This window comes from Billgrantia montanilacus, assembly GCF_003336675.1.
Classification (GTDB): Bacteria; Pseudomonadota; Gammaproteobacteria; order Pseudomonadales; family Halomonadaceae; genus Halomonas; species Halomonas montanilacus.
The window spans coordinates 174992-198257 of sequence record NZ_QPII01000007.1 but is presented as its reverse complement, the minus strand read 5'-3'; the positions used below and the strand labels follow the sequence as shown (position 1 = coordinate 198257).

Annotated in this window: 15 protein-coding genes and 3 tRNA genes; 3 read left to right on the top strand and 15 right to left on the bottom strand. The window is 64.3% G+C overall.

The features are described from left to right. The first annotated feature begins 67 nt into the window (after positions 1–67). The gene (locus tag DU505_RS11840) at positions 68–1033 is read left to right on the top strand and encodes a tRNA dihydrouridine synthase (RefSeq protein WP_114479187.1); all 966 of its coding nucleotides are present in this window, start codon (positions 68–70) and stop codon (positions 1031–1033) included. 205 nt (positions 1034–1238) lie between these two features. Here DU505_RS11840 and DU505_RS11835 read toward each other — a convergent pair. The 9 genes from DU505_RS11835 to DU505_RS11795 all read right to left on the bottom strand — a co-directional run bounded on the left by DU505_RS11835 (position 1239) and on the right by DU505_RS11795 (position 8560). Then, positions 1239–1315 (bottom strand) — tRNA-Arg (locus DU505_RS11835). Positions 1316–1428: 113 nt separating this feature from the next. Further along, positions 1429–1505, bottom strand: a tRNA-Arg gene (locus DU505_RS11830). Positions 1506–1569: 64 nt separating this feature from the next. Further along, positions 1570–1662: transfer RNA gene (locus DU505_RS11825), tRNA-Ser, on the bottom strand. Between the two features lie 103 nt (positions 1663–1765). Continuing rightward, on the bottom strand, positions 1766–1966 hold the full coding sequence (csrA, locus tag DU505_RS11820) for a carbon storage regulator CsrA (RefSeq protein ID WP_114479186.1): 201 nt from the start codon (positions 1964–1966) through the stop codon (positions 1766–1768). A gap of 209 nt (positions 1967–2175) precedes the next feature. After that, entirely contained in the window at positions 2176–3426 is a 1251-nt protein-coding gene (locus DU505_RS11815) for an aspartate kinase (protein ID WP_114479185.1), read from the bottom strand. A gap of 83 nt (positions 3427–3509) precedes the next feature. Next, positions 3510–6119, bottom strand: a complete 2610-nt coding sequence (gene alaS / locus DU505_RS11810; protein WP_114479184.1) for an alanine--tRNA ligase — start codon at positions 6117–6119, stop codon at positions 3510–3512. Positions 6120–6298: 179 nt separating this feature from the next. Further along, on the bottom strand, positions 6299–6757 hold the full coding sequence (locus tag DU505_RS11805; protein ID WP_114479210.1) for a regulatory protein RecX: 459 nt from the start codon (positions 6755–6757) through the stop codon (positions 6299–6301). Between the two features lie 30 nt (positions 6758–6787). Continuing rightward, positions 6788–7849, bottom strand: a complete 1062-nt coding sequence (gene recA, locus DU505_RS11800; RefSeq protein WP_114479209.1) for a recombinase RecA — start codon at positions 7847–7849, stop codon at positions 6788–6790. A gap of 183 nt (positions 7850–8032) precedes the next feature. After that, complete coding sequence (locus tag DU505_RS11795; protein WP_114479183.1) at positions 8033–8560, bottom strand: CinA family protein; 528 nt, start codon at positions 8558–8560, stop codon at positions 8033–8035. Positions 8561–8714: 154 nt separating this feature from the next. On the opposite strand from DU505_RS11795, the gene mutS reads away from it, so the two are divergent. Both mutS and fdxA read left to right on the top strand, forming a co-directional pair. Next, the gene (gene mutS / locus DU505_RS11790; protein WP_114479182.1) at positions 8715–11291 is read left to right on the top strand and encodes a DNA mismatch repair protein MutS; all 2577 of its coding nucleotides are present in this window, start codon (positions 8715–8717) and stop codon (positions 11289–11291) included. Positions 11292–11450: 159 nt separating this feature from the next. Next, a complete protein-coding gene (fdxA, locus tag DU505_RS11785) occupies positions 11451–11774 on the top strand; it encodes a ferredoxin FdxA (protein ID WP_043514074.1) in 324 nt (107 codons plus the stop codon). Between the two features lie 499 nt (positions 11775–12273). On the opposite strand, the gene eno is transcribed toward fdxA, so the two are convergent. The 6 genes from eno to gltB form a co-directional block, all read right to left on the bottom strand. After that, positions 12274–13566, bottom strand: coding sequence for a phosphopyruvate hydratase (eno, locus tag DU505_RS11780; protein ID WP_114479181.1), 1293 nt, complete (start codon positions 13564–13566; stop codon positions 12274–12276). Positions 13567–13628: 62 nt separating this feature from the next. Next, a complete protein-coding gene (kdsA, locus tag DU505_RS11775; RefSeq protein ID WP_114479180.1) occupies positions 13629–14480 on the bottom strand; it encodes a 3-deoxy-8-phosphooctulonate synthase in 852 nt (283 codons plus the stop codon). A 17-nt stretch (positions 14481–14497) separates the two neighbouring features. After that, positions 14498–16159: a CTP synthase gene (locus DU505_RS11770; RefSeq protein ID WP_114479179.1), complete on the bottom strand. Its 1662-nt coding sequence runs from the start codon at positions 16157–16159 to the stop codon at positions 14498–14500. A gap of 113 nt (positions 16160–16272) precedes the next feature. Further along, on the bottom strand, positions 16273–16827 hold the full coding sequence (locus DU505_RS11765) for a cupin domain-containing protein (protein WP_114479178.1): 555 nt from the start codon (positions 16825–16827) through the stop codon (positions 16273–16275). A gap of 128 nt (positions 16828–16955) precedes the next feature. Further along, the gene (locus tag DU505_RS11760; protein WP_114479177.1) at positions 16956–18377 is read right to left on the bottom strand and encodes an FAD-dependent oxidoreductase; all 1422 of its coding nucleotides are present in this window, start codon (positions 18375–18377) and stop codon (positions 16956–16958) included. 24 nt (positions 18378–18401) lie between these two features. Continuing rightward, positions 18402–22853: a glutamate synthase large subunit gene (gene gltB, locus DU505_RS11755; protein WP_114479176.1), complete on the bottom strand. Its 4452-nt coding sequence runs from the start codon at positions 22851–22853 to the stop codon at positions 18402–18404. Between the last annotated feature and the right edge of the window lie 413 nt (positions 22854–23266).

Here is a 23266-nt window from a genome sequence, read left to right as displayed (position 1 = left end):
GGTGGAAGCCAGCGTTGTTAATTTACTACATAGAGATCACGGGAAGGGCCGAATCGGGCTCGCCCCCATGGAGGGCGTGATCGACGCCGTTACTCGAGACCTGCTGACCCGGCAACCCGGATTCGACTGGACGGTCACCGAATTCGTGCGCGTGGTCGATGCCCGTCTGCCTCCGCGGGTCTACCACAAGACCTGCCCCGAGCTCGCCCGACTGCCGGCCCGGACCCCGTCTGGGGTTCCGGTACACCTGCAGCTGCTGGGCAGCGACCCCGCGGCTCTGGCCGCCAATGCCCGGCAGGCCTTGCAGCTGGGCGTGACCAGCATCGATCTCAATTTCGGCTGCCCGGCCAAGCTGGTCAATCGCCATGATGGCGGCGCCTCGCTGCTGCGCGATCCTCGCCGGGTACACGCTGCGGTATCCGCCGTACATGGTGCTGTCGGCCATGCCATCCCGGTCACCGCCAAGATCCGACTCGGCTTTTCAGACCGCCGCCTCGCCCTGGCCTGCGCCGGAGCCGCCGAAGAGGGTGGCGCGACACAGCTGGTCGTGCACGCCCGCACTCGCGACGAAGGCTACCGTCCACCGGCCCACTGGGAGTGGATCGGGCATATACGCCGCCACCTGAGCATCCCCGTGGTCGCCAATGGCGACATCTGGAGCCTGGAAGACTACTGGAAAGCGAGAACGCTTTCCGGCTGCCGGGACGTGATGCTGGGCCGCGGCGCCCTGGCCGACCCCTGGCTGGCGCCGCGCATCCATCACTGGCTAGCGACAGGCGAGCGCCTTCCCGACACCCGCTGGCAGGCTCGGGCCGCGATTCTCATCGCCTATGCTGCAACGCAGCGCGAAAAACTGCAAGCGAAGGTGGTGGTTTCACTGGTCAAGCAGTGGCTGAATCAGATGCGTCATCGAGATGCCATGGCGGCTCGGCGCTTCGAGGAACTCAAGCGCATTACCGACCTGGATGCGCTGCTCGCTGGGCTGGCGATGACCCCGACAGCGCGGGAACTGCACACCGGCGAACTCGCCTGAGACGGCACCCAACCGACCGCCAGGTGGACCCCCAAGAGCGTTTAGAGATCCAAAAAAAGGGGCGCGCGTCGACTCGCGACGCCACCCCAAACGATCGCGGCCCGCGCATTCATCCGTGAACGGCCCGACGCCACCAGCAGATCAGTCGGCTGACCAACAGCCACAAACAGAAGACCCGCCCTCTCGTCGAGGACGGGTCTGAATCTGGCGCGCCCGGGAGGATTCGAACCTCCGACCCCCTGATTCGTAGTCAGGTACTCTATCCAGCTGAGCTACGGGCGCAAATGATGTAATCACGACATGCCCTGCAAGCTTTCATCCATCACGATTGAAACCTTGCGACTTGGAGCCATACCGCTTGAAACGGTGTTGCTTGAAACGCGCCTCTTGAAGCATGGCGCGCCCGGGAGGATTCGAACCTCCGACCCCCTGATTCGTAGTCAGGTACTCTATCCAGCTGAGCTACGGGCGCGTGCTTCGTCTTTCTACTCTTGCAGTTGCAGCTTTAGATTCTGCCACTCTGCAACGTGTCGTCATGGCGGAGAGGGAGGGATTCGAACCCTCGATGGGGCTATAAACCCCATACTCCCTTAGCAGGGGAGCGCCTTCAGCCACTCGGCCACCTCTCCCTCAACGACACGGCGCATATCCTATCGCCTCTGCGCTTCTTTGTCTAGCGTATTCAGGGATTTGTTTCCTGCCACCTGGATCGCCAGCGTCTCGTTATTCCCATCAGGATCCTGCGCCGCTACCCCCCTCTTCATCAGACTTCTCGCGCTGAATGCGCTGGTAGATCTCTTCACGATGAACGGCGACATCCTTTGGTGCATTGACGCCGATTCGGACCTGATTGCCCTTGACGCCAAGGACGGTCACGGTGATGTCATCACCGATCATCAGGGTTTCGCCGACACGGCGGGTCAGGATGAGCATGACTGATCTCCTTCTCAGACGACTGACTACGGGATGCGACGATCCAATCGACGCTAGTACTTAAAGCCTATTATGTGGCATGGCACCACTGTGCACCACCGACGCGCAACATGACATCTTGAATGCGTTGAAGGGAAGTCGAATGTGCTGATGTCACCGACCTCCCTTCAAGCGTAGAAGATACAGGCTAGCCCTGTCGTTTTCTGGCCTTATTCGCTTTCGATATCGCTCTTGTCCAGACCGAAGGCCTTATGCAGCGCCTTGACCGCAAGCTCCATATGCTTCTCGTCGATAACCACAGAAATCTTGATTTCGGAAGTTGAGACCATACGAATATTGACGTTCTCCTCGGCAAGAACGCGGAACATCTTGGAAGCCACGCCGGCATGGGAGCGCATTCCGACTCCCACCAGCGACACCTTGGCGATGTTGTCGTCGCCCTTCACCTCGCCCTCACCCAGGTCAGGCAGCACCTGCTCCTGAAGGATCTTCATGGTCTGCTTGTAGTCGCCCTTGGCCACGGTGAAGGTGAAGTCGGTATAGTCGCCCGCCGGCGCCACATTCTGCACGATCATGTCGACCTCGATGTTGGCATCGGCGATCGGACCCAGGATGCGCGACGCCACACCGGGTACATCGGGGGTATTGAGCAGGGTCAGCTTGGCCTCGTTGGCGGTGAAGGCGATACCGGAGATCAGCGGTTCTTCCATGGAGTCCTCGTCTTGGTCGGAGTCAGCAACGATCAGGGTGCCGGGGCCGTCCTGGAAACTGGACAGCACGCGCAGCGGCACATTGTATTTCCCGGCGAATTCAACGGCGCGAATCTGCAGCACCTTGGAGCCGAGGCTCGCCAGCTCGAGCATCTCCTCGACGGTGATGGTGTCGAGGCGCTGGGCCTTGGAGCAGACGCGGGGGTCGGTGGTATAGACGCCGTCGACGTCGGTATAGATCTGGCACTCGTCGGCCTTGAGCGCCGCCGCCAGGGCCACACCGGTGGTATCGGAGCCACCGCGGCCGAGGGTGGTGATGTTGCCCTCCTCGTCGACGCCCTGGAAGCCGGCGACAACGACCACCTTGTTGTCGTCCAGGTCCTCGCGCATCTCGTCGGTCTCGATGCGCTGGATGCGCGCCTTGGTGTGGGAGCTGTCGGTGAGAATGCCCACCTGGGAGCCGGTATAGGAGGTCGCCGGCACGCCCAGCTTGTGCAGCGCCATGGCCAGCAGCGAGATCGTGACCTGCTCGCCGGTGGAGACCAGCATGTCCATCTCCCGGGGGGTCGGCTCGTCGTTGATTTCGTTGGCCAGGCCGATGAGGCGGTTGGTCTCGCCACTCATGGCGGACAGGACGACGACGATCTGATGGCCCTGGTCGCGAAAGCCCTTGACCTTCTCGGCCACGGCCTTGATGCGCTCCACGGAGCCCACCGAGGTGCCGCCGAATTTCTGAACGTATAGTGCCATATGCGGTTTTCCCTCGTTCTTCGAGTGTAAGCGCTCGTATTGAGTGAAAGGGGCCGGACTATCGACGTTGCCGGCCCTGGGTATTACTGCAGCCGCTGCTCAAGCCAGGCCGGGACGCTCTGCAGGGCCGCCGGCAGGGCCGCGACGTCGCTACCCCCTGCCTGGGCCATGTCGGCACGTCCACCGCCCTTGCCGCCCACCTGGGAGGCGACATGGTTGACCAGCTCGCCGGCCTTGACGCGAGAGATCAGGTCATCGGTGACGCCGGCGATCAGGCTCACCTTGCCGGCTTCCCTGTCGGCCACGCCGAGCACCACGACCCCGGAACCCAACTTCTGCTTGAGCTGGTCGAGCACACCGCGCAGCTCCTTGCCGGAGACGCCCTCCAGCTGGGTGGCAAGCACCTTGATGCCGCCGACTTCGTGAGCCTCGCTCAGCATGTCGCTGCCGGCGGCGCTGGCCAGCTTGGCCTTGAGCCGCTCGAGCTCCTTTTCCAGTGTGCGGTTGCGCTCGACCAGCGACTCGACGCGCTCTTCGACCTGCTCCGGCTTCGCCTTGAGTCGCTCGCCGATGCGATTGACCCTGGCCTCCTGCTCACGGAACCAGGCGAGCGCCCCCTCGCCGGTGATCGCCTCGATGCGGCGCACGCCGCTGGCGATGCCCTGTTCGCTGACAATATGGAAGCAGCCGATATCGCCGCTGCGCGCCACGTGGGTACCGCCACAGAGCTCGATGGAGAAGTCGTCGGCACCGATGGTCAGCACTCGCACGCTATCGGCATACTTGGCCTCGAACAGCGCCGCCGCACCCTTTTCCTTGGCCTGGTCGAGGGTCATCTGCTCGATCTGGGTGGGCGCGTTGGCCAGGATCTGCTCGTTGACCAGTCGCTCCACTTCGGCCAGCTGTTCAGGCGTCATGGCCTCGAAGTGGCTGAAATCGAAGCGCAGCCGTTCGGGCGTGACCAACGAGCCCTTCTGCTGAACGTGATCACCCAACACCAGGCGCAGCGCCTTGTGCATCAGGTGGGTGGCCGAGTGGTTGCGGATGGTGGCACCACGCAGCCTGGCATCGACCTGGGGACGCACTTTGGCGCCGACGCTGAGGCTACCCTCGAGCAGCACCCCGTGGTGCAGGTGGTGCCCACCCTGCTTCTGGGTGTCGGTGACCAGGAAGCGGCCGCCCTCGACGTGGAGATAGCCGGTATCCCCCACCTGCCCGCCCGATTCTCCGTAGAACGGCGTGCGGTCGAGCACCACCAGGCCACGCTGCTCGGGCTCGAGACCGGCCAGGGCGTTGCCCTCGCGGTCGACGATGGCGGTGACGGTGGCGCGATCCTCGAGCCTGTCGTAGCCGGTGAAGGTGGTCTCGCCCTCGAGGTCCAGGGCGGCACCGTAATCGGCACCGAACTGGCTGGCCGCCCTGGCCCGCTCGCGTTGGCCCTCGAGCTCGCGCTCGAAGCCCTCGGCGTCGAGAGTCACGCCCCGTTCGCGGCAGACGTCGGCGGTCAGGTCATAGGGGAAGCCGTAGGTGTCGTAGAGCTTGAACACCGTCTCGCCCGCCAGTACGTCGCCATCCAACGCCTCCAGCGCCTCCTCGAGCAGGCCCATGCCATGCTCTAGGGTACGGGCGAACTGCTGCTCCTCCTTGAGCAGGACGCGTTCGATCTGGTGACGCGCCTCACGCAGTTCGGGATAGGCCTCACCCATTTCCGCGTCCAGTGCCCCGACCAGCTTGTGGAAGAACTCGCCCTTGGCGCCCAGTTTGTTGCCGTGACGAATGGCCCGGCGAATGATCCGTCGCAGTACGTAGCCGCGCCCTTCGTTGGAGGGCAGCACATCATCGGCGATGAGGAAGGCGCAGGAGCGGATATGGTCGGCGATCACGCGCAGCGACGGGGTGGTGGTGTCTGCATGGCCGGTATGGCGGGCCGCTGACTCGAGCAGGTTCTGGAAAAGATCGATCTCGTAGTTCGAGTGCACGCCCTGCAGTACCGCGGCCACGCGCTCCAGCCCCATGCCCGTATCGATGGAGGGTTTGGGCAACGGGTTCAGGTTGCCGGCCGCATCGCGGTCGAACTGCATGAACACCAGGTTCCAGATCTCGATGTAGCGGTCGCCGTCCTCTTCCGGGCTGCCGGGAGGCCCGCCCCATACTTCCGGGCCATGGTCGAAGAAGATCTCCGAGCTGGGCCCGCAGGGGCCGGTATCCCCCATCTGCCAGAAGTTGTCCTCGTCGAGCTTGGAGAAGCGTGCCGGGTCGATTCCCATCTCCTCCTTCCAGATACGTTCGGCTTCGTCATCGCTGACATGCACCGTGACCCAGAGCTTCTCCTTGGGCAGACCCAGCGTCTCGGTGAGGAAGGCCCAGGCAAAACGGATCGCGTCGCGCTTGAAGTAGTCGCCGAAGCTGAAGTTGCCCAGCATCTCGAAGAAGGTGTGGTGGCGGGCGGTATAGCCGACGTTGTCCAGGTCGTTGTGCTTGCCGCCGGCACGCACGCAGCGCTGGGCCGACGTGGCCCGCACATAGGGGCGCGGATCGCGTCCCAGGAAGACGTCCTTGAACGGCACCATGCCGGCATTGGTGAACAGCAGGGTCGGGTCCGTGCCCGGCACCAGGGAGCTCGACGGCACGATGGTATGACCGTGCTCCTCGAAGTAACTCAGAAAGGCCTGTCTGATGTCTGCGCTTTTCATGGAATATCCGTGGCGATGAGCATGATGACCCGACGGGCGGGAAAGCGGGTGCGGCCATCGAAAAAAAGGCCGCTGCAGGGGCGCTGTGGCGCGCCGAAGCGCCACCCGGGGCGTTCGCAAAGGGGGGTATTATAGCGTAGTTGTCAAGCGACTGAAGAGTGCGGGCCGAAGTGGCCGTCTCAATCGACGTCCCAGGCGTGGGAAAGGGCGTGACGCAGGTGCTCGAAATCGAACCCTCGGCTGGCCAGGAAACGCTCCCGCCGCGCGCGTTCGCGAGGCGAGTCGCCCGGGCCATCGAAACGCCGTGCCAGTGAGTCACAGGCCAGCGCAAACCAGTCGGTTTCCGCCTCGGCAAAAGCGGCCTCGAGGGTGGCGCGGTCGATACCGCGCCGGGAAAGTTCGCCACGAATCTTCAGCGGACCCTGGCCCCGGACCACCCGCGAGCGCAGGAAGCTCTCGGCGAAACGGCTATCCGACTGCAGCCCCTGCTCGGCCAGGGCATCGAGGCAGTCGTCGATGGCCGACGAGTCGTGCCCTTTCGCGGACAGGCGCTCCACCAGCTCGCCGCGAGAGTACTCTCGCCGAGCCAGTAGTCGAATGGCGTCCTCCCTGGGGGAGTCCTCTCTGGGGGAGGTCATGCGCTCGCTCGCCGGCTGGCCCAGCATGGCTTAGAGCAAACCGCCTTCGTCGGCGTCATCGGCCAGCTCGGCGGTGGCTTCCTTCTCACGGGGCTCGACCGTGGCCAGCAACTGGCCACGGATCTGGCTTTCGATCTCCTCCATCACCGCCGGGTTGTCCTCGAGGAACTGGGCGGCATTGGCCTTGCCCTGGCCGATCTTGTTGCCCTTGTAGCTGTACCAGGCGCCGGCCTTGTCGACCAGGTTGCACTGCACGCCCAGGTCGACCACTTCCCCGGCATGGTAGATGCCCTTGCCGTAGAGGATCTGGAACTCGGCCTGGCGGAACGGCGGCGCCACCTTGTTCTTGACCACCTTGACCCGGGTCTCGTTGCCGGTCACCTCGTCGCCCGACTTGACCGAGCCGGTCCGGCGAATGTCCAGGCGCACGCTGGCGTAGAACTTGAGCGCGTTGCCGCCGGTGGTGGTCTCCGGCGAGCCGAACATCACGCCGATCTTCATGCGGATCTGGTTGATGAACACCACCATGCAGTTGGCATTCTTGATGTTGCCGGTGATCTTGCGCAGCGCCTGGGACATCAGGCGCGCCTGCAGGCCGACGTGGGAGTCGCCCATCTCGCCCTCGATCTCGGCCCGCGGGGTCAGCGCGGCCACCGAGTCGATGACGATCACGTCGACGCCGCCGGAGCGCACCAGCATGTCGCAGATCTCCAGCGCCTGCTCGCCGGTGTCGGGCTGCGAGACCAGCAGGTCGTCGAGGTTGACCCCGAGCTTCTCGGCATAGCTGGGATCGAGCGCGTGCTCGGCATCGATGAAAGCGCAGGTCTTGCCCTGCTTCTGGGCCTGGGCGATCACCGAGAGGGTCAGGGTGGTCTTGCCCGAGGACTCCGGCCCGAATATCTCGACGACCCGCCCCAGTGGCAGGCCGCCGATGCCCAGGGCGATATCCAGCCCCAGAGAGCCGGTCGACACCGACGGCATGATCACCCGGGGCGTATCGCCCAGCCGCATCACGGTGCCCTTGCCGAACTGGCGCTCGATCTGGGAAAGGGCGGCATTCAATGCCTTCGAACGGTTGTCTTCCTGTGCCATGTGGCGCTCCTCGTAGAACTCGTCGGCGGAAATTCGGTTGCTGGGCTTACGGCGCAAGGTGCCGCAGCGGCGTTCGCTTGCCAAACAATCGGAATGGCGGACGAAACCGATAAGGGGTCGCCCGGACACTGTATGGTTGGACAGTAGTATGGCGAAAAAATCGCCGCGCGCCAAGCGTGGCGCCTACGTGTCCTTGATAGGATTGGCCTCGATATGACGGATCAGGCCGACGATGGCGTCGCGCACCGCGCGCTCGCGCACCGCCCGGCGGTCCCCGGGGTAGTGCAGCCGCTCGGCCTGCTGCCGCTCGGCATTGCCCCAGGCCAGCCACACGGTCCCCACCGGCTTGTCCGGCGAACCGCCGCCGGGGCCGGCCACGCCGCTGATCGCCACGCCAAGCCTCGCGCCGCTCTCGCGACAGGCACCGGCGACCATGGCCTCGACCACCTCGCGGCTCACCGCACCGTGCTCGGCAATGGTCGCCTCCGGCACACCGAGCAGGCGAGCCTTGGCGGCGTTGGAGTAGGTCACGTAGCCGGTCTCGAAGTAGTCGGAGCTGCCGGCAACGGCCGTGATGGCGCTGGCGACGCCTCCGCCGGTGCAGGATTCGGCAGCGGTCACGCTCAACCCGTGCTCCCGGCAGCGGCGCCCCAGGCGCTCGGCAAGGGTGATCAGGTCGAGATTGGCCAGGCTGGCGGCGCGATGAACCATGGTGTCGCTCCTTAAGGGTGGTGGCCGGTCCCTGAGGTCGGCCGCGCGCAGGGATAGACTTTTGCGTACAATAGCGCCTTTGTCTGCGATATGCAGGCCGTGGCACCATCGCCACGTCAGAGACCCGGAACCGACCGCTCAGCACAGGACCCCCATGTCACAGGCCAGCGCCCAGCATACGCCCATGATGGCCCAGTATCTGAAGATCAAGCGCGAGCATCCGGAGGTGCTGCTCTTCTATCGGATGGGCGATTTCTACGAGCTGTTCTTCGACGACGCCAAGCGCGCCGCGGCGCTGCTGGACATCACCCTGACCCAGCGCGGCCAGTCGGCGGGCAAGCCGATCCCCATGGCCGGGGTACCCTACCATAGCGCCGAAGGCTACCTCGCCCGCCTGGTCAAGGCCGGCGAGTCGGTGGCCATCTGCGAGCAGTTCGGCGACCCAGCCGCCAGCAAGGGCCCGGTCGAGCGCAAGGTGGTTCGAATCGTCACCCCCGGGACCCTCTACGACGAGGCGCTGCTCGATGCCCATCGCGACAACCTGCTGGTGGCCGTGCACCCGCTGGGTAGCTGCTGGGGGCTGGCCTGGCTGGAACTCTCCAGCGGCCGCTTCAGCGTGCTCGAAGTGGAAGGCGAGAGCGAGATGCTCGCCGAACTCCAGCGCCTCGACCCCGCCGAGCTGCTGGTGCCGGAGAGCCTGTCCCTGCCGCCGACCCTGGAGGGGCGCCGCGGCCTGCGCCGCCAGAGCGACTGGCTGTTCGACCTCGACGGCGCTACCCGAGCGCTGTGCGACCAGTTCCAGTGCCAGGACCTGCGCGGCTTCGGCTGCGCTCATCTCGAGGCCGCCATTACCGCCGCCGGCGTGCTGATCGAATACGCCCGTGACACCCAGCGCTCGCGCCTGCCCCATGTCACCGCGCTGGGCGTGGAGAGCCGGGACGATGCCGTGGTGATCGACGCCGCCAGTCGGCGCAACCTTGAGATCGATACCAACCTCGGCGGCACCGCCGACAACACCCTGGCCAGCGTACTCGATACCAGTGCCACCGCCATGGGCTCCCGACTGCTCAAGCGCTGGCTCAACCGCCCGCTGCGCGACCGTGGCCAGGTGGAGCGCCGTCAGGCAGCGGTTGCACTGCTGCTCGACCAGGAGGCCTTCGCCACGCTGCGCGAGCTGCTCAAGGCGATCGGTGACGTGGAGCGTATCCTGGCCCGGGTGGCGCTCTACAGCGCCCGTCCCCGGGACCTGGCCCGGCTGCGCGATGCCCTTCTCGCGCTACCGGCGCTGCAGCAGGAACTGAGCGTTTTCAGCGATGGCACCGCGCTGGACGACCTGCAGCACCATATCCGCCCCTATCCCGAACTGGCCGACACCCTGAGCCGCGGCTTGATGGACAACCCGCCGGTGGTAATTCGCGATGGCGGCGTGATCCGCGAAGGGTACGACGCCGAACTCGACGAGTACCGCGGCCTGGCCGAACACGCCGGCGACTACCTGATCAAGCTGGAGCTCAGGGAGCGCGAGCGCACCGGTCTGCCCGGCCTCAAGGTGGGCTACAACCGGGTACACGGCTACTATATCGAGATCCCCCGCGCCCAGGCCCAGGACGCCCCGGTCGACTATATCCGTCGCCAGACGCTGAAGAATGCCGAGCGCTTCATCATTCCCGAACTCAAGGAGTTCGAGGACAAGGCGCTGTCGGCCAAGTCCCGCGCCCTGGCTCGGGAGAAGCTGCTCTACGAAAGCCTGCTCGATGCGCTCAATGCCGAGCTGGCCGAGCTGCAGGCCACCGGCCAGGCACTGGCGTCGCTGGATGTGCTCAGCACCTTCGCCGAGCGCGCCCAGGCGCTCGGCTTCGAGCGCCCGCGGCTGCTGGAGACCCCCGGCATCGATATCCGGGGCGGCCGGCACCCGGTCGTGGAACAGGTAAGCGATGCGCCCTTCGTGCCCAACGACCTGGTCCTGAACGACAATCGCAGGATGCTGATCATCACCGGCCCCAACATGGGCGGCAAGTCCACCTACATGCGCCAGGCGGCGCTGATCACCCTGCTTGCCCATACCGGCAGCTTCGTCCCCGCCGATGCGGCCCATGTCGGCCCCGTGGATCGCATCTTTACCCGTATCGGCTCCAGCGATGACCTCGCCGGGGGGCGCTCGACCTTCATGGTGGAGATGACCGAAACCGCCAGCATCCTGCACAATGCCACGGAACAGAGCCTGGTGCTGATGGACGAGATCGGCCGAGGCACCAGCACCTTCGACGGCCTGTCGCTGGCCTGGGCCAGCGCCGAACACCTGACCCGGAGCCGGGCCTTCACGCTGTTCGCCACCCACTACTTCGAGATGACCGCCCTGCCCGAGCAGGCCGAGGGGGTGGCCAACGTCCACCTTACCGCCGCCGAGCACAGGGACGGCATCGTCTTCATGCACCGGGTGGAAGAAGGGCCTGCCAGCCAAAGCTACGGCCTCCAGGTGGCTCAGTTGGCCGGCGTTCCCCAGGGGGTGATCGCCCGGGCGCGAGAGAAACTGGCGCAGTTGGAGCAGCAGGAGGTCGACCAGGGCAGCCGCCTGCCCCTGCGCAGCAACGGCGAGCCGGCCCCGCTGCAGACCGACCTGTTCGCCACTGCGCCGCATCCGCTTATCGAGGCATTGGCGGGGCTGGACCCTGACACGTTGACCCCGCGTCAGGCGCTGGAGCTGCTCTATGAATGGCGCGAACGCGTCTAGCCGGCTTGCTCCCACCGTGGCGCATGACTAGAATGAAGCATTTCTCCGATCACAGATTATATAAACGGAATTTTTTATAACCATCAGGCCTATTAACCTGATGCTCAATCATCACCAGACCGGGCACCGCACACCCCGGCCCCGAGGAGGGAGACAGGCATGACATTTGTCGTCACCGAGAACTGCATCAAGTGCAAGTACACCGACTGTGTCGAAGTCTGCCCGGTGGACTGTTTCTACGAAGGCCCCAACTTCCTGGTCATCCACCCGGACGAGTGCATCGACTGCGCCCTGTGCGAGCCGGAATGCCCGGCGGAAGCGATCTTCGCCGAGGACGAATTGCCGGAAGGGCAGGAGGAGTTCATCGCCATCAATGCCGAACTGTCCGAAGTCTGGCCCAATATTGCCGAGAAGAAGGACCCGCCAGCCGACGCCGAAGAGTGGGATGGCAAGCCGGGCAAGCTTCAGCACCTGGAACGCTGAACCGCACGCAAAAGAAAACGCCGGACGTCGACGCGTCCGGCGTTTTGCCTTTCAGACCGGCAAGAGTCCCACCGGAAAAGGCGACCCTCAGGCCGCCCGGCTCCCAGCTATCCTGTGGACGGGTCCCTCCGTCCGGACTCCTAGTGGTAACGTCCCTGCCCGGAGGCGACATCCTGTCGCACCGGGCGCACCATCATTAACGCATCCCGTTTTGCATCCTGCCGGAGAGCTATCCCGCTCTCCCTTGTCCCAAGCGTATTGTGGCACTTCCCGACGAGGACGCAACTGCACTCAACGACCAATCCTAACTTAACTTACGCGCAGTCGTTAAAATAATGTTCTTTAAAAACAATATGATAAAAAAAGACCGACGCCAATGACGCCGATCTTCCTGCCTTAAACTAAGCTTAGAACGTCGGCGTTTTGTAGGTGATTTCCTACAAGCCGTGTAGTCAATGTCGTCGGCTGGCTACTCAATAGTGAGTACTGCCACAATGGCTCACTGACCCTTGATGGCAGCAAGTCCCGGGTACTCGACCTGCCCAGCCAGCTGCTGTTCGATCACCAGCAGCCGGTTGTACTTGGCCACGCGGTCGCTGCGGCACAGCGAGCCGGTCTTGATCTGGCCTGCCGCGGTGCCGACGGCCAGGTCGGCGATGGTGGTGTCTTCGGTCTCGCCACTGCGATGGGAGATCACCGCGGTGAAGCCCGCGTCCTGGGCCATCCTGATGGCATCCAGGGTCTCGGAGAGCGAGCCGATCTGGTTGAACTTGATCAGGATGGAGTTGCCGATCTTCTCGTCGATGCCGCGCTTGAGAATCCGGGTATTAGTGACGAAGAGATCGTCGCCAACCAGCTGCACCTTGTCGCCCAGCTTGTCGGTGAGCGCCTTCCAGCCATCCCAGTCGGACTCGTCCATGCCGTCCTCGATGGAAACGATGGGATAGTCGTCACACAGGCCGGCGAGATAGTCGACGAAGCCCGCCGCATCGAATGACTGTCCCTCGCCGGCCAGGTTGTACTGGCCATCCTTGTAGAACTCGGAGGAGGCACAATCCAGCGCCAGGGTGATGTCGTCACCCAGGGTATAGCCGGCATCCGCCACGGCCTGCTTGATGACCGCCAGCGCCTCTGCATTGGATGCCAGGTTGGGGGCGAAGCCGCCTTCGTCGCCCACCGCCGTGGAGAGCCCGCGGGCAGACAGCACTTTCTTGAGGGCGTGGAATATCTCGGCCCCCATGCGCAGGCCTTCGCGGAAGTTCGCCGCTCCCACGGGCTGAATCATGAACTCCTGAATATCGACGTTGTTATCGGCATGCTCGCCACCGTTGATGATGTTCATCATCGGCACCGGCATGCTGTAACGGCCAGGCTGGCCGTAGAGCTCGGCGATATGCGCGTAGAGCGGCACACCCTTGGCGTTGGCGGCCGCCTTGGCGGCGGCCAGCGACACCGCCAGGATGGCGTTGGCGCCGAGCGAGGCCTTGTTGTCGGTGCCGTCCAGCGCGAGCATGGCGTTGTCCAGGCCGCGCTGATCCCGGGCATCCATGCCCACGAGCTTGCTACGAATCGCACCATTGACCGCTTCGACGGCTTTCAGCACGCCCTTGCCCAGGTAGCGCGCCTTGTCGCCGTCGCGCAGCTCCAGGGCCTCTCGGGAACCGGTGGAGGCACCGCTGGGCGCACAGGCCACGCCCACCGCACCGCTCTCCAGGCGCACTTCGGCCTGCACGGTGGGGTTGCCGCGTGAGTCGAGCACCTCGAGGGCAAGGATATCGGCAATCTTGGTCATCGTGTGTCGTCCTATTCTTATGAATCAGTCTTATGAATCAGCGTTGAGTGAGTCAGTGAGTATCAGGTGATATCCAGCGCAGGAAAGCCCTTGACCATGTCATCGATGGCCTTGATCTGGGCCAGGAAGGGCTCGAGCCGGTCCAGGGGCAGTGCACAGGGCCCGTCGCACATGGCGTTGTCCGGGTCTGGGTGCGCCTCCAGGAAAAGGCCAGCCAGGCCCACGGCGACACCGGCCCGGGCCAGCTCACCCACCTGTTCGCGGCGGCCTCCGGCGCTGTCCGCCCGGCCGCCCGGCCGCTGCAGGGAGTGGGTGACGTCAAAGAAGACCGGATAGCCGGTCTGCTTCATGTCACCAAAACCCAGCATATCAACCACCAGATTATTGTATCCGAAGCTGGATCCGCGCTCGCACAGCAACAGTTTCGCGTTGCCGGCCTCTTCGCACTTCCTGATGATGTGACGCATCTCGTGGGGCGCCAGGAACTGCGGCTTCTTGAGGTTGATCACCGCCCCGGTCTCGGCCATGGCCACCACCAGGTCGGTCTGACGGGCAAGAAAGGCCGGCAGCTGGATGATATCGGCCACCTCGGCCACCGGTGCGGCCTGCCAGGGTTCGTGCACGTCGGTGATGATGGGCACGCCGAAGCGCGACTTGACCTCGGCCAGTATCTCCAGTCCCCTCTCCAGGCCCGGGCCACGGAAGGAGTGGATCGAGCTGCGGTTGGCCTTGTCGAAACTGGCCTTGAACACGAAGGGTATACCCAGGCGGCTGGTCACCTCGACGTAGGTTTCGGCCACTTCCAGGGCCAGCTCGCGGGACTCCAGCACGTTCATGCCGCCGAGCAGCATGAGCGGCAACGAATTGCCGGCCTGGAGGCCGGCAATATCGATGATGCGTTGTGCGTCTGTCATGGACACTCCTTTGCCCCTCAGCCTTGCGGCTGCGCCTGGGCCTGTTGGCGGGCACGTACGTTCTTGTGCTCCAGTGCCGCATTGATGAAGCCGGTGAACAGCGGGTGGCCATCGCGGGGCGTGGAGGTGAATTCCGGATGGAACTGGCAGGCCACGTACCAGGGGTGGTCCGGCAGCTCGATCATCTCCACCAGGGAGTTGTCGACGCTCTTGCCGGAGACCACCAGCCCTGCCTGTTCCAGCTCGTCGATGAACTGGTTGTTGACCTCGAAGCGATGGCGATGGCGCTCGACGATCTCGTCGGCGCCATAGGCGTCACGGGCCTTGGTGCCTGCTCTCAGATGGCAGATCTGGCCACCAAGACGCATGGTGCCGCCCAGGTCCGACGCCGAGTCACGCAGTTCGATCTTGCCCTCGGCATTGAGCCACTCGGTGATCAGGCCGACCACCGGGTGCTGAGTGTCGTGGGTGAACTCGGTGGAGTTGGCGTCTTCCCAGCCGGCCACATGCCGCGCATATTCAATCACCGCCACCTGCATACCGAGGCAGATGCCCAGGTAGGGAATGCCGTTCTCGCGGGCGAAGCGGGCCGTGGCGATCTTGCCCTCGACGCCGCGCTCGCCAAAACCGCCTGGCACCAGGATGGCATCCTTGCCGGCCAGGCGCTCGGTACCGTGGCGCTCGATATCCTCGGAGTCGATGTAGTCGACGTTGACCTTGACCCGGGTCTGGATGCCGGCATGGATCAGCGCCTCGTTGAGCGACTTGTAGGCGTCGAGCAGTTCCATGTATTTGCCGACCATGGCGATGTTGATCGACTTGAGCGGATTGAGCTTGGCGTCGAGCACATGCACCCACTCGGTCAGATCCGCCTCTTCCGCCTCCAGGCGCAGCTTGTCGCAGACGATCTCGTCGAGGCCATGTTCGTGGAGCATCAGCGGGATGCGATAGATGGTATCGGCATCCTGCAGCGGGATGACCGCGCGCTCCTCGACGTTGGTGAACAGCGCGATCTTGCGCCGCTCGGTCTCCTCGAGCTCCACTTCGCTGCGACAGATCAGGATGTCCGGCTGGATACCGATGGAGCGCAGCTCCTTGACGCTGTGCTGGGTCGGCTTGGTCTTGGTCTCGCCCGCCGTCTTGATGTAGGGCACCAGCGTCAGGTGCATGAAGATCGCCCGGCTCATGCCCAGCTCGCTGCGGATCTGGCGAATGGACTCCAGGAACGGCAGCGACTCGATGTCGCCCACGGTGCCGCCGATCTCGACCAGCGCCACGTCGAAGCCCTCGCCGCCGGCATAGACCCGGCGCTTGATCTCGTCGGTGATGTGCGGGATCACCTGCACGGTGCCGCCCAGGTAGTCGCCACGGCGCTCGCGGCGCAGCACGTGCTCGTAGACGCGGCCGGTGGTGAAGTTGTTGCCCTGGGTCATCTTGGTACGAATGAAGCGCTCGTAGTGGCCCAGGTCCAGGTCGGTCTCGGCCCCATCCTCGGTGACGAAGACCTCGCCGTGCTGGAAGGGGCTCATGGTGCCGGGGTCGACGTTGATGTACGGATCCAGCTTGAGCATGGTGACCTTGAGGCCGCGCGCCTCGAGAATCGCCGCCAGCGAGGCCGACGCGATGCCCTTGCCGAGAGAGGACACAACGCCGCCGGTCACGAAGATATATCGTGTCATGGAGAACCTGTCGAAACGTGATCATGAGGCGCGGCAGGAAGCTGCGCCAGGATGGGACGACAGACTAGCAGATTACGACCAATGGCTCAATTTCGAGGCCGTTACGCCGCGGGTCACGACCACCAGCGCCCGGTGTCGCCACCCAGCGGATCGCAAGGGGGTATCGAGACCTTGACGATACGGGCCACTGCAGCAAAGTGCTCGACCGGGTCGGCGGGTAGCAGGTCGAGCTCGCGCTGGTCTTCGGGGTAGGCCGCCAGCAGCAGGAAGTCATCGCTCGACTCGAGATGGCAGTGGCCGGTGCCCGCCGGCAGCACCAGGGCATCGCCAGTGCGCAGCTCGACATCATCGCCCCGCTCGCCGCCCAGGCGCAGCTTGCCCCACCCCGACAGCACACCGAACGCCTCATGGGTGATGGAGTGATAGTGGTGGTAGTCGTAGACACCGCCGCGCCAGCTCGGCTGCCAGCCATTGGCAGCGAACAACCGCTCGAAGTGCTCGGCGATGGCATCGCGGTCGAGCACCGGGTTCACTCCCCGCGAATGAAAGTGCAGCGTCGCCAGCCGACTGTTGGGGATGCGTCCGTCATCGGCAAAAATCCTGCGCTCCGGGGCAACCGGTCCGCCTTGCGCGCTCTCCAGCCCCAGCTCCTTTCGCGTCTCGTCCAAGCTCGCTCCTCGCTTGACTGTACGCTGTCTAGAACCTGCCTGAAGTCTAGAAAAGGATGGCGCAGGACGAAAACACCCCGGCACATGGCCGGGGCGATTGCCGCGAAAGGCGAAGCACTTGGCAGCGCCTACACGCTCAGGTAGTCGAGGATGCCCTCGCCGGCCTGGCGCCCTTCATGGATGGCGGTGACCACCAGGTCAGAGCCACGGACCATGTCGCCACCGGCGAAGATCTTCTCGTTGGCGGTCTGAAAGGCATAGGTGCCATGCTCGGGCGCCAGCACCCGGCCGCGCTCGTCGAGCTCGATGCCCGTGGACTCGAACCAGGACGAGGGGCTGGGCTGGAAGCCGAAGGCGATGACCACGGCATCGGCGGGCAGTATCTCCTCGGAGCCCGGCACCACCTCGGGACGCTGGCGACCGTTCTCGTCAGGCTCTCCCAGGCGGGTACGCACCACCTTCACGCCCTCCACCTTGCCCTCGCCCACCACTGCGACCGGCTGTCGGTTGAACAGGAATTCCACGCCCTCCTCGCGGGCATTCTTCACCTCGCGCTTGGAGCCCGGCATGTTCTCCTCGTCGCGGCGGTAGGCGCAGGTCACCGTGGCGGCGCTCTGGCGAATGGCCGTGCGGTTGCAGTCCATGGCGGTATCGCCGCCGCCCAGCACCACCACCTTCTTGCCTTCGAGCGAGACGTAGTCGGCCGGATCCTTCTCGAAACCGAGGCAGTGGTTGACGTTGGCGATCAGGTAGTCGAGCGCCTTGTGCACGCCAGGCAGGTCCTCGCCCGGGAAGCCGCCGGTCATGTACTTGTAGGTGCCCATGCCGAGGAAGACCGCATCGTAGTCCGCGAGCAATGTCTCGACGTCGATATCGCGGCCGATCTCGGTATTGAGGCGGAACTCGATGCCCATCTCCTCGAATACCGCTCGGCGCCGCTCCATTACGGTCTTCTCGAGCTTGAACTCGGGAATGCCGAAGGTCAGAAGGCCGCCGATTTCCGGGTACTTGTCGAAAACCACCGGCTTGACGCCGTTGCGCACCAGGATATCGGCGCAGCCCAGCCCAGCCGGGCCGGCGCCGATGATGGCGACCTTCTTGTCGGTCCACTCCACCTGGGACATGTCCGGGCGCCAGCCCATGGCGAAGGCGGTATCGGTGATGTATTTCTCCACCGAACCGATGGTCACCGCACCAAAGCCGTCGTTGAGGGTGCAGTCCCCCTCGCACAGGCGATCCTGTGGGCACACCCGGCCGCATACCTCGGGCAGGGTATTGGTCTTGTGCGACAGCTCCGCCGCCTCGAGGATGTTGCCCTCCGCCACCAGCTGCAGCCAGTTAGGAATATAGTTGTGTACCGGGCACTTCCACTCGCAGTAGGGATTCCCGCAGTGCAGGCAGCGATGCGCCTGGCTTGCCGCCTCCTGGGGCTTGTACGGCTCGTAGATCTCGCCGAACTCGCGCGCACGGGTGCGGGCATCCTTTTTTTGCGGATCCTGGCGACCCACGTCGATGAACTGGAAGTCGTTATTGGTCAAACGATTGGCCATGTCTTGTCTCCTGGGAAATCCGGCTTACTCGGGGCGCCTACGGGATTCGTCGAGCAGGCTGCCCAGGCTTGCCGCCTTGGGCTTGACCAGCCAGAAATGACGCACGTAGTCGCTAAAATCGTCGAGCAGCTCGCGCCCCCGGGCAGACCCGGTCTCGGCAACGAACTCCTCGATGACTTCCCGCAGGTGACGCCGATAGGCCTCCATGGCCTCGGTATTGACCCGGTGGATTTCCACCAGCTCATGGTTGTAGCGATCGACGAAGGAGCGATCCTCGTCAAGCACGTAGGCGAAACCGCCGGTCATGCCGGCACCGAAGTTGACGCCGGTCTCGCCTAGCACACAGATCATCCCGCCGGTCATGTACTCGCAGCAGTGGTCGCCGGCGCCTTCGATCACCGCATGGGCACCGGAGTTGCGCACGCCGAAGCGCTCCCCCGCAGTGCCGGCGGCGAACAACCTGCCGCCGGTGGCACCGTACAGGCAGGTATTGCCGATAATGGCGGTCTCGTGGCTGGCGAAGCGGCTGCCCTTCGGCGGGGTGATCACCACCTTGCCACCGTTCATGCCCTTGCCGACATAGTCGTTGGCATCGCCTTCCAGATAGAGGTGCAGGCCGCGTGCGTTCCATACGCCGAAGCTCTGGCCGGCCACACCCTCGAAACGCAGCGTGATCGGGGCGTCCTCGAGCCCGGCCTCGCCGTAGTGCTTGGCCACCGCACCGGAGGAGAGCGCGGGCACCGAACGGTCGCAGTTGGTGATGGTGAAGCTGAACTCGCCACCACTCCTGTCGGCGATGGCCTGCTCGATGGCCCCCAGCACTTCCTGGTTCTTGGCGCCCGGGTCATGGGGCACGTTGCGGCTGACCTGGCAGAACTGCGGTGCATCCGTCGGCACGAAGTCGTTGGTCAGCAGCGGCGAAAGGTCGAGCTTGCGCTGGGAAGCGGTCTCGCCCTCCAACGCCTCGAGAAGGTCGGTGCGACCGATCAGGTCGGTCAGCCGGCGCACCCCCATCATCGCCAGCAGCTCACGCACTTCATCAGCGATGAAACGGAAGTAATTCTTGACCATGTCCACGGTGCCGCGGAAATGCTCGTCGCGCAGGTATTGGTGCTGGGTAGCGACGCCGGTGGCGCAGTTGTTGAGGTGGCAGATGCGCAGGTACTTGCAGCCCAGGGCCACCATCGGCGCCGTGCCGAAGCCGAAGCTCTCGGCCCCGAGGATCGCCGCCTTGACCACGTCGAGACCGGTCTTGAGGCCGCCGTCGGTCTGCAGGCGAATCTTGTCACGCAGGCCGTTGATGCGCAGCGCCTGGTGCACCTCCGGCAGGCCCAGTTCCCAAGGAGAGCCGGCGTGCTTGATCGAGGTCAGCGGGCTCGCCGCGGTGCCACCGTCGTAGCCCGACACGGTAATCAGGTCGGCATAGGCCTTGGCCACGCCGGTGGCAATGGTGCCGATACCCGGTTCGGAGACCAGCTTCACCGACACCTGCGCTTCCGGGTTGACCTGCTTGAGGTCGAAGATCAGCTGCGCCAGGTCCTCGATGGAGTAGATGTCGTGGTGCGGCGGTGGCGAGATCAGCGTCACGCCGGGCACCGAGTAGCGCAGCCGTGCGATCAGGTCGTTGACCTTGCCGCCGGGCAGCTGGCCGCCCTCGCCGGGCTTGGCACCCTGGGCCACCTTGATCTGCAGCACGTCGGCATTGACCAGGTAGGCCGGGGTGACGCCGAATCGGCCCGAAGCAATCTGCTTGATCTTGGAGCTGCGAATGGTTCCATAACGAGAGGGATCCTCACCGCCCTCGCCGGAGTTGGAGCGCCCGCCGGCCTCGTTCATGGCCTGGGCCAGCGCCTCGTGGGCCTCGGGCGACAGGGCGCCCAGCGACATGCCGGCGCTGTCGAAGCGAGGTATCAGTTCCTCGACCGTTTCAACCTCGTCCAGCGACAACGGCGATTCGGACGGCTTGAGCCTGAGCAGGTCACGCAGGGTGGCGGGCGAGCGCTCGTTGACCAGCGCGGCGAATTTCTTCCACTTGGCGTAGTCACCCTCCTGCACGGCCTGCTGCAGGGCCATCACCACGTCCGGGTTATAGGCGTGGTACTCATGGTCGTGCACATACTTCATCAGGCCGCCCTGGGAGATACCCTTGCGGGGCGTCCAGGCATCCCGCGCCAGCAGCTCCTGCTGCAGCTGCAGCTCGGCGAAGCCGGCGCCCTCGATGCGTGAGGCCATGCCGCTGAAGCACAGGTCCATCACCTCCGAGTGCAGCCCCACCGCTTCGAACAGCTGGGAGCCGCGATAGGAAGCGAGCGTCGAGATACCCATCTTGGAAAGGATCTTGTAGAGGCCCTTCTGCATCCCCTTGCGGTAGTTCTCGCGAGCATCCGCCGGGCTGCCGGTCAGCTCGCCGGTACGATGCATGTCGGCCATGACCTGATAGGCGAGCCACGGGAACACCGCGGTGGCGCCCACGCCAAACAGCACCGCCATCTGGTGGGCATCGCGGGCATAGCCGGTCTCCACCACGATATTGGCCCGCGGACGCATCGCCAGCTTGCCCAGGTGATGATGCACGGCTCCGACCGCCAGGGCCGCATGGATCGGTAGATGCCCCTTGTCGAGATTGGCGTCCGACAGCACCAGGATCACCTTGCCGTCGTGCACCGCAGCTTCGGCTTGACGGCACAGCTCGACGAGCGCCGCCTTGAGCCCGACCCGCTCGGGATCATAGCCCAGCGTCAGCACTTGGCTGGCGAAGGTCGGATCGTCCTGCTCGAGCAGTGCGGTGAACTTGCGGGGCGACAGCACCGGCGTGGTGAGGATGATGCGGTGCGCGTGCTCCGGTGTGGCCTTGAAGACATTGAGCTCGGGCCCGATGCAGGTCTCAAGCGACATCACGATCGATTCGCGCAGCGGGTCGATGGCCGGGTTGGTGACCTGCGCGAACTTCTGGCGGAAGTAATCGGTCAGCAGCCGATGCTTGCGGGACAGAACCGCCATGGGCGTGTCGTCGCCCATGGAGCCGACCGCTTCCTGACCGCTCTCGGCCAGGGGGCGCAGCACCTGATCGCGCTCCTCGAAGCTGACCTGGAACATCTTCTGCCAGGTCTTGACCGCCTCATGATCCATGTTCTGAAAGCTGGCGAGCTCGGTCAGCGCGGATTCAAGGTAATGTGCCTCCTCCTTCAGCCAACGCTTGTAGGGGTAGGCGGACTTCAGCCGCTCATCGATATCGGCGGTATGCAGTACTTCGCCGGTCTGGGTGTCCACGGCGAGTATCTGACCCGGCCCAACGCGCCCCTTGGCCACGACGTCTTCCGGCTTGTAGCCGTAGGTACCAATCTCGGAGGCCAGGGTAATGTAGCCGTTCTTGGTGATGACCCAGCGCGCCGGGCGCAGGCCGTTGCGATCGAGCATGCAGATCGCCTGCCGCCCGTCGGTCATCACCACGCCGGCGGGGCCGTCCCAGGGCTCCATGTGCATGGAGTTGTATTCATAGAAGGCCCGCAGCTCGCCGCCCATGGTCTCCACGTTCTGCCAGGCCGGCGGCACCATCATGCGTACCGCACGATGCAGCTCCATGCCGCCCATCAGCAGCACTTCCAGCATGTTGTCCATGCTCGAGGAGTCGGAACCAACGGTATTGACGACCTCGTCCAGCTCGGCGATATCGGGCAGCCGATCGTTGACGAAGTTCTCCTTGCGCGAGTTGGCCCAGCCGCGGTTTGCCTCAATGGTGTTGATTTCGCCATTGTGGGCCAGCAGACGGAACGGCTGCGCCAGCGGCCAGCGCGGCGCTGTATTGGTCGAGAAGCGCTGGTGAAAGACACAGATGGCCGTCTCCAGGCGCTCGTCGCCCAGGTCATGATAGAAGGCCGGCAGGTCCACCGGCATCACCAGCCCCTTGTAGGAGACCACCTCGGAGGAAAGGGAACAAACGTAGAAATCTTCCTCGTCGCGCAGCATCTGCTCGGCGCGGCGCCGAGCCATGAACAGGTCGACGTCGAAGCGCTCGGGATCGCTCAGCTTGCCCGGCTCGACGAACAGGTGACGGATGCGCGGCAGGCACTCCAGCGCCATGGGGCCGCAGAAGGACGGATCCACCGGGACGTCGCGCCAGCCCCGAATGACCAGCCCACAGGCACGCAGCTCACCCTCGAGGATACCGCGAGCCCGGGCCTCCTTGGCGTCATCGTCGGGCAGGAAGATCGCACCGACGGCGAAACGCTCACCCAGGGTGACGCCGAGCGCCTCTGATGCCACCTCACGCATGAAGGCACCTGGCATCTTGAACAGCAGGCCACAGCCATCGCCGGTCTTGCCATCGGCGGCGATACCGCCACGATGGGTCATGCAGGTCAGGGACTCGATAGCCGTCCGGAGCAGATCGTGGCTGGCCTGCCCTTCCATATGGGCGATCAGGCCGAAGCCACAGTTGTCGCGAAACTCACCGGGATGATGAAGGCCTCTGTTCATGGGCGTGCCTCAAAAAAGACTATTGACTTAGCAGCAGCAGATTTGTATTCTTTTCGGTTTTTTATTGATTATGGACAAAAAAGCGGTGGCTGCTGCCGTGAGAAAAAGGACGCCCAGCATAGACATTCCAGGGCGTGACGCGCAATTCCCGCCCTCTTCCCGCCCCCCTGAAAATTCCCGCCAAATCCGCAACTTGCCCCAACAAAAAGCAGGAAAAAATCCTGTAGTTCAATGACTTGCACTCGCCATAAACGATTTTCAAACGGCGCAATCGACCGACATAGACTTTAGTCTAATGCCGCCATTTTTCCCCATACCGATACGGCATAAGGCATACAGATTTATTGCTTCCCTGCATGGCGGCGGGCAACAGAAACGGCAACGCCCGTCGCAGACGGGCGTTGCATGCTCAA

Bases quoted from the DNA above. Each gene is read 5' to 3' on its own strand.
- DU505_RS11805 (WP_114479210.1), bottom strand. From the start codon at position 6,757: ATGACCTCCCCCAGAGAGGACTCCCCCAGGGAGGACGCCATTCGACTA.
- DU505_RS11840 (WP_114479187.1), top strand. From the start codon at position 68: ATGGAGGGCGTGATCGACGCCGTTACTCGAGACCTGCTGACCCGGCAA.
- mutS (WP_114479182.1), top strand. From the start codon at position 8,715: ATGTCACAGGCCAGCGCCCAGCATACGCCCATGATGGCCCAGTATCTG.
- eno (WP_114479181.1), bottom strand. From the start codon at position 13,566: ATGACCAAGATTGCCGATATCCTTGCCCTCGAGGTGCTCGACTCACGC.
- alaS (WP_114479184.1), bottom strand. From the start codon at position 6,119: ATGAAAAGCGCAGACATCAGACAGGCCTTTCTGAGTTACTTCGAGGAG.
- DU505_RS11815 (WP_114479185.1), bottom strand. From the start codon at position 3,426: ATGGCACTATACGTTCAGAAATTCGGCGGCACCTCGGTGGGCTCCGTG.
- DU505_RS11795 (WP_114479183.1), bottom strand. From the start codon at position 8,560: ATGGTTCATCGCGCCGCCAGCCTGGCCAATCTCGACCTGATCACCCTT.
- DU505_RS11760 (WP_114479177.1), bottom strand. From the start codon at position 18,377: ATGGCCAATCGTTTGACCAATAACGACTTCCAGTTCATCGACGTGGGT.
- kdsA (WP_114479180.1), bottom strand. From the start codon at position 14,480: ATGACAGACGCACAACGCATCATCGATATTGCCGGCCTCCAGGCCGGC.
- gltB (WP_114479176.1), bottom strand. From the start codon at position 22,853: ATGAACAGAGGCCTTCATCATCCCGGTGAGTTTCGCGACAACTGTGGC.
- fdxA (WP_043514074.1), top strand. From the start codon at position 11,451: ATGACATTTGTCGTCACCGAGAACTGCATCAAGTGCAAGTACACCGAC.
- csrA (WP_114479186.1), bottom strand. From the start codon at position 1,966: ATGCTCATCCTGACCCGCCGTGTCGGCGAAACCCTGATGATCGGTGAT.
- recA (WP_114479209.1), bottom strand. From the start codon at position 7,849: ATGGCACAGGAAGACAACCGTTCGAAGGCATTGAATGCCGCCCTTTCC.
- DU505_RS11770 (WP_114479179.1), bottom strand. From the start codon at position 16,159: ATGACACGATATATCTTCGTGACCGGCGGCGTTGTGTCCTCTCTCGGC.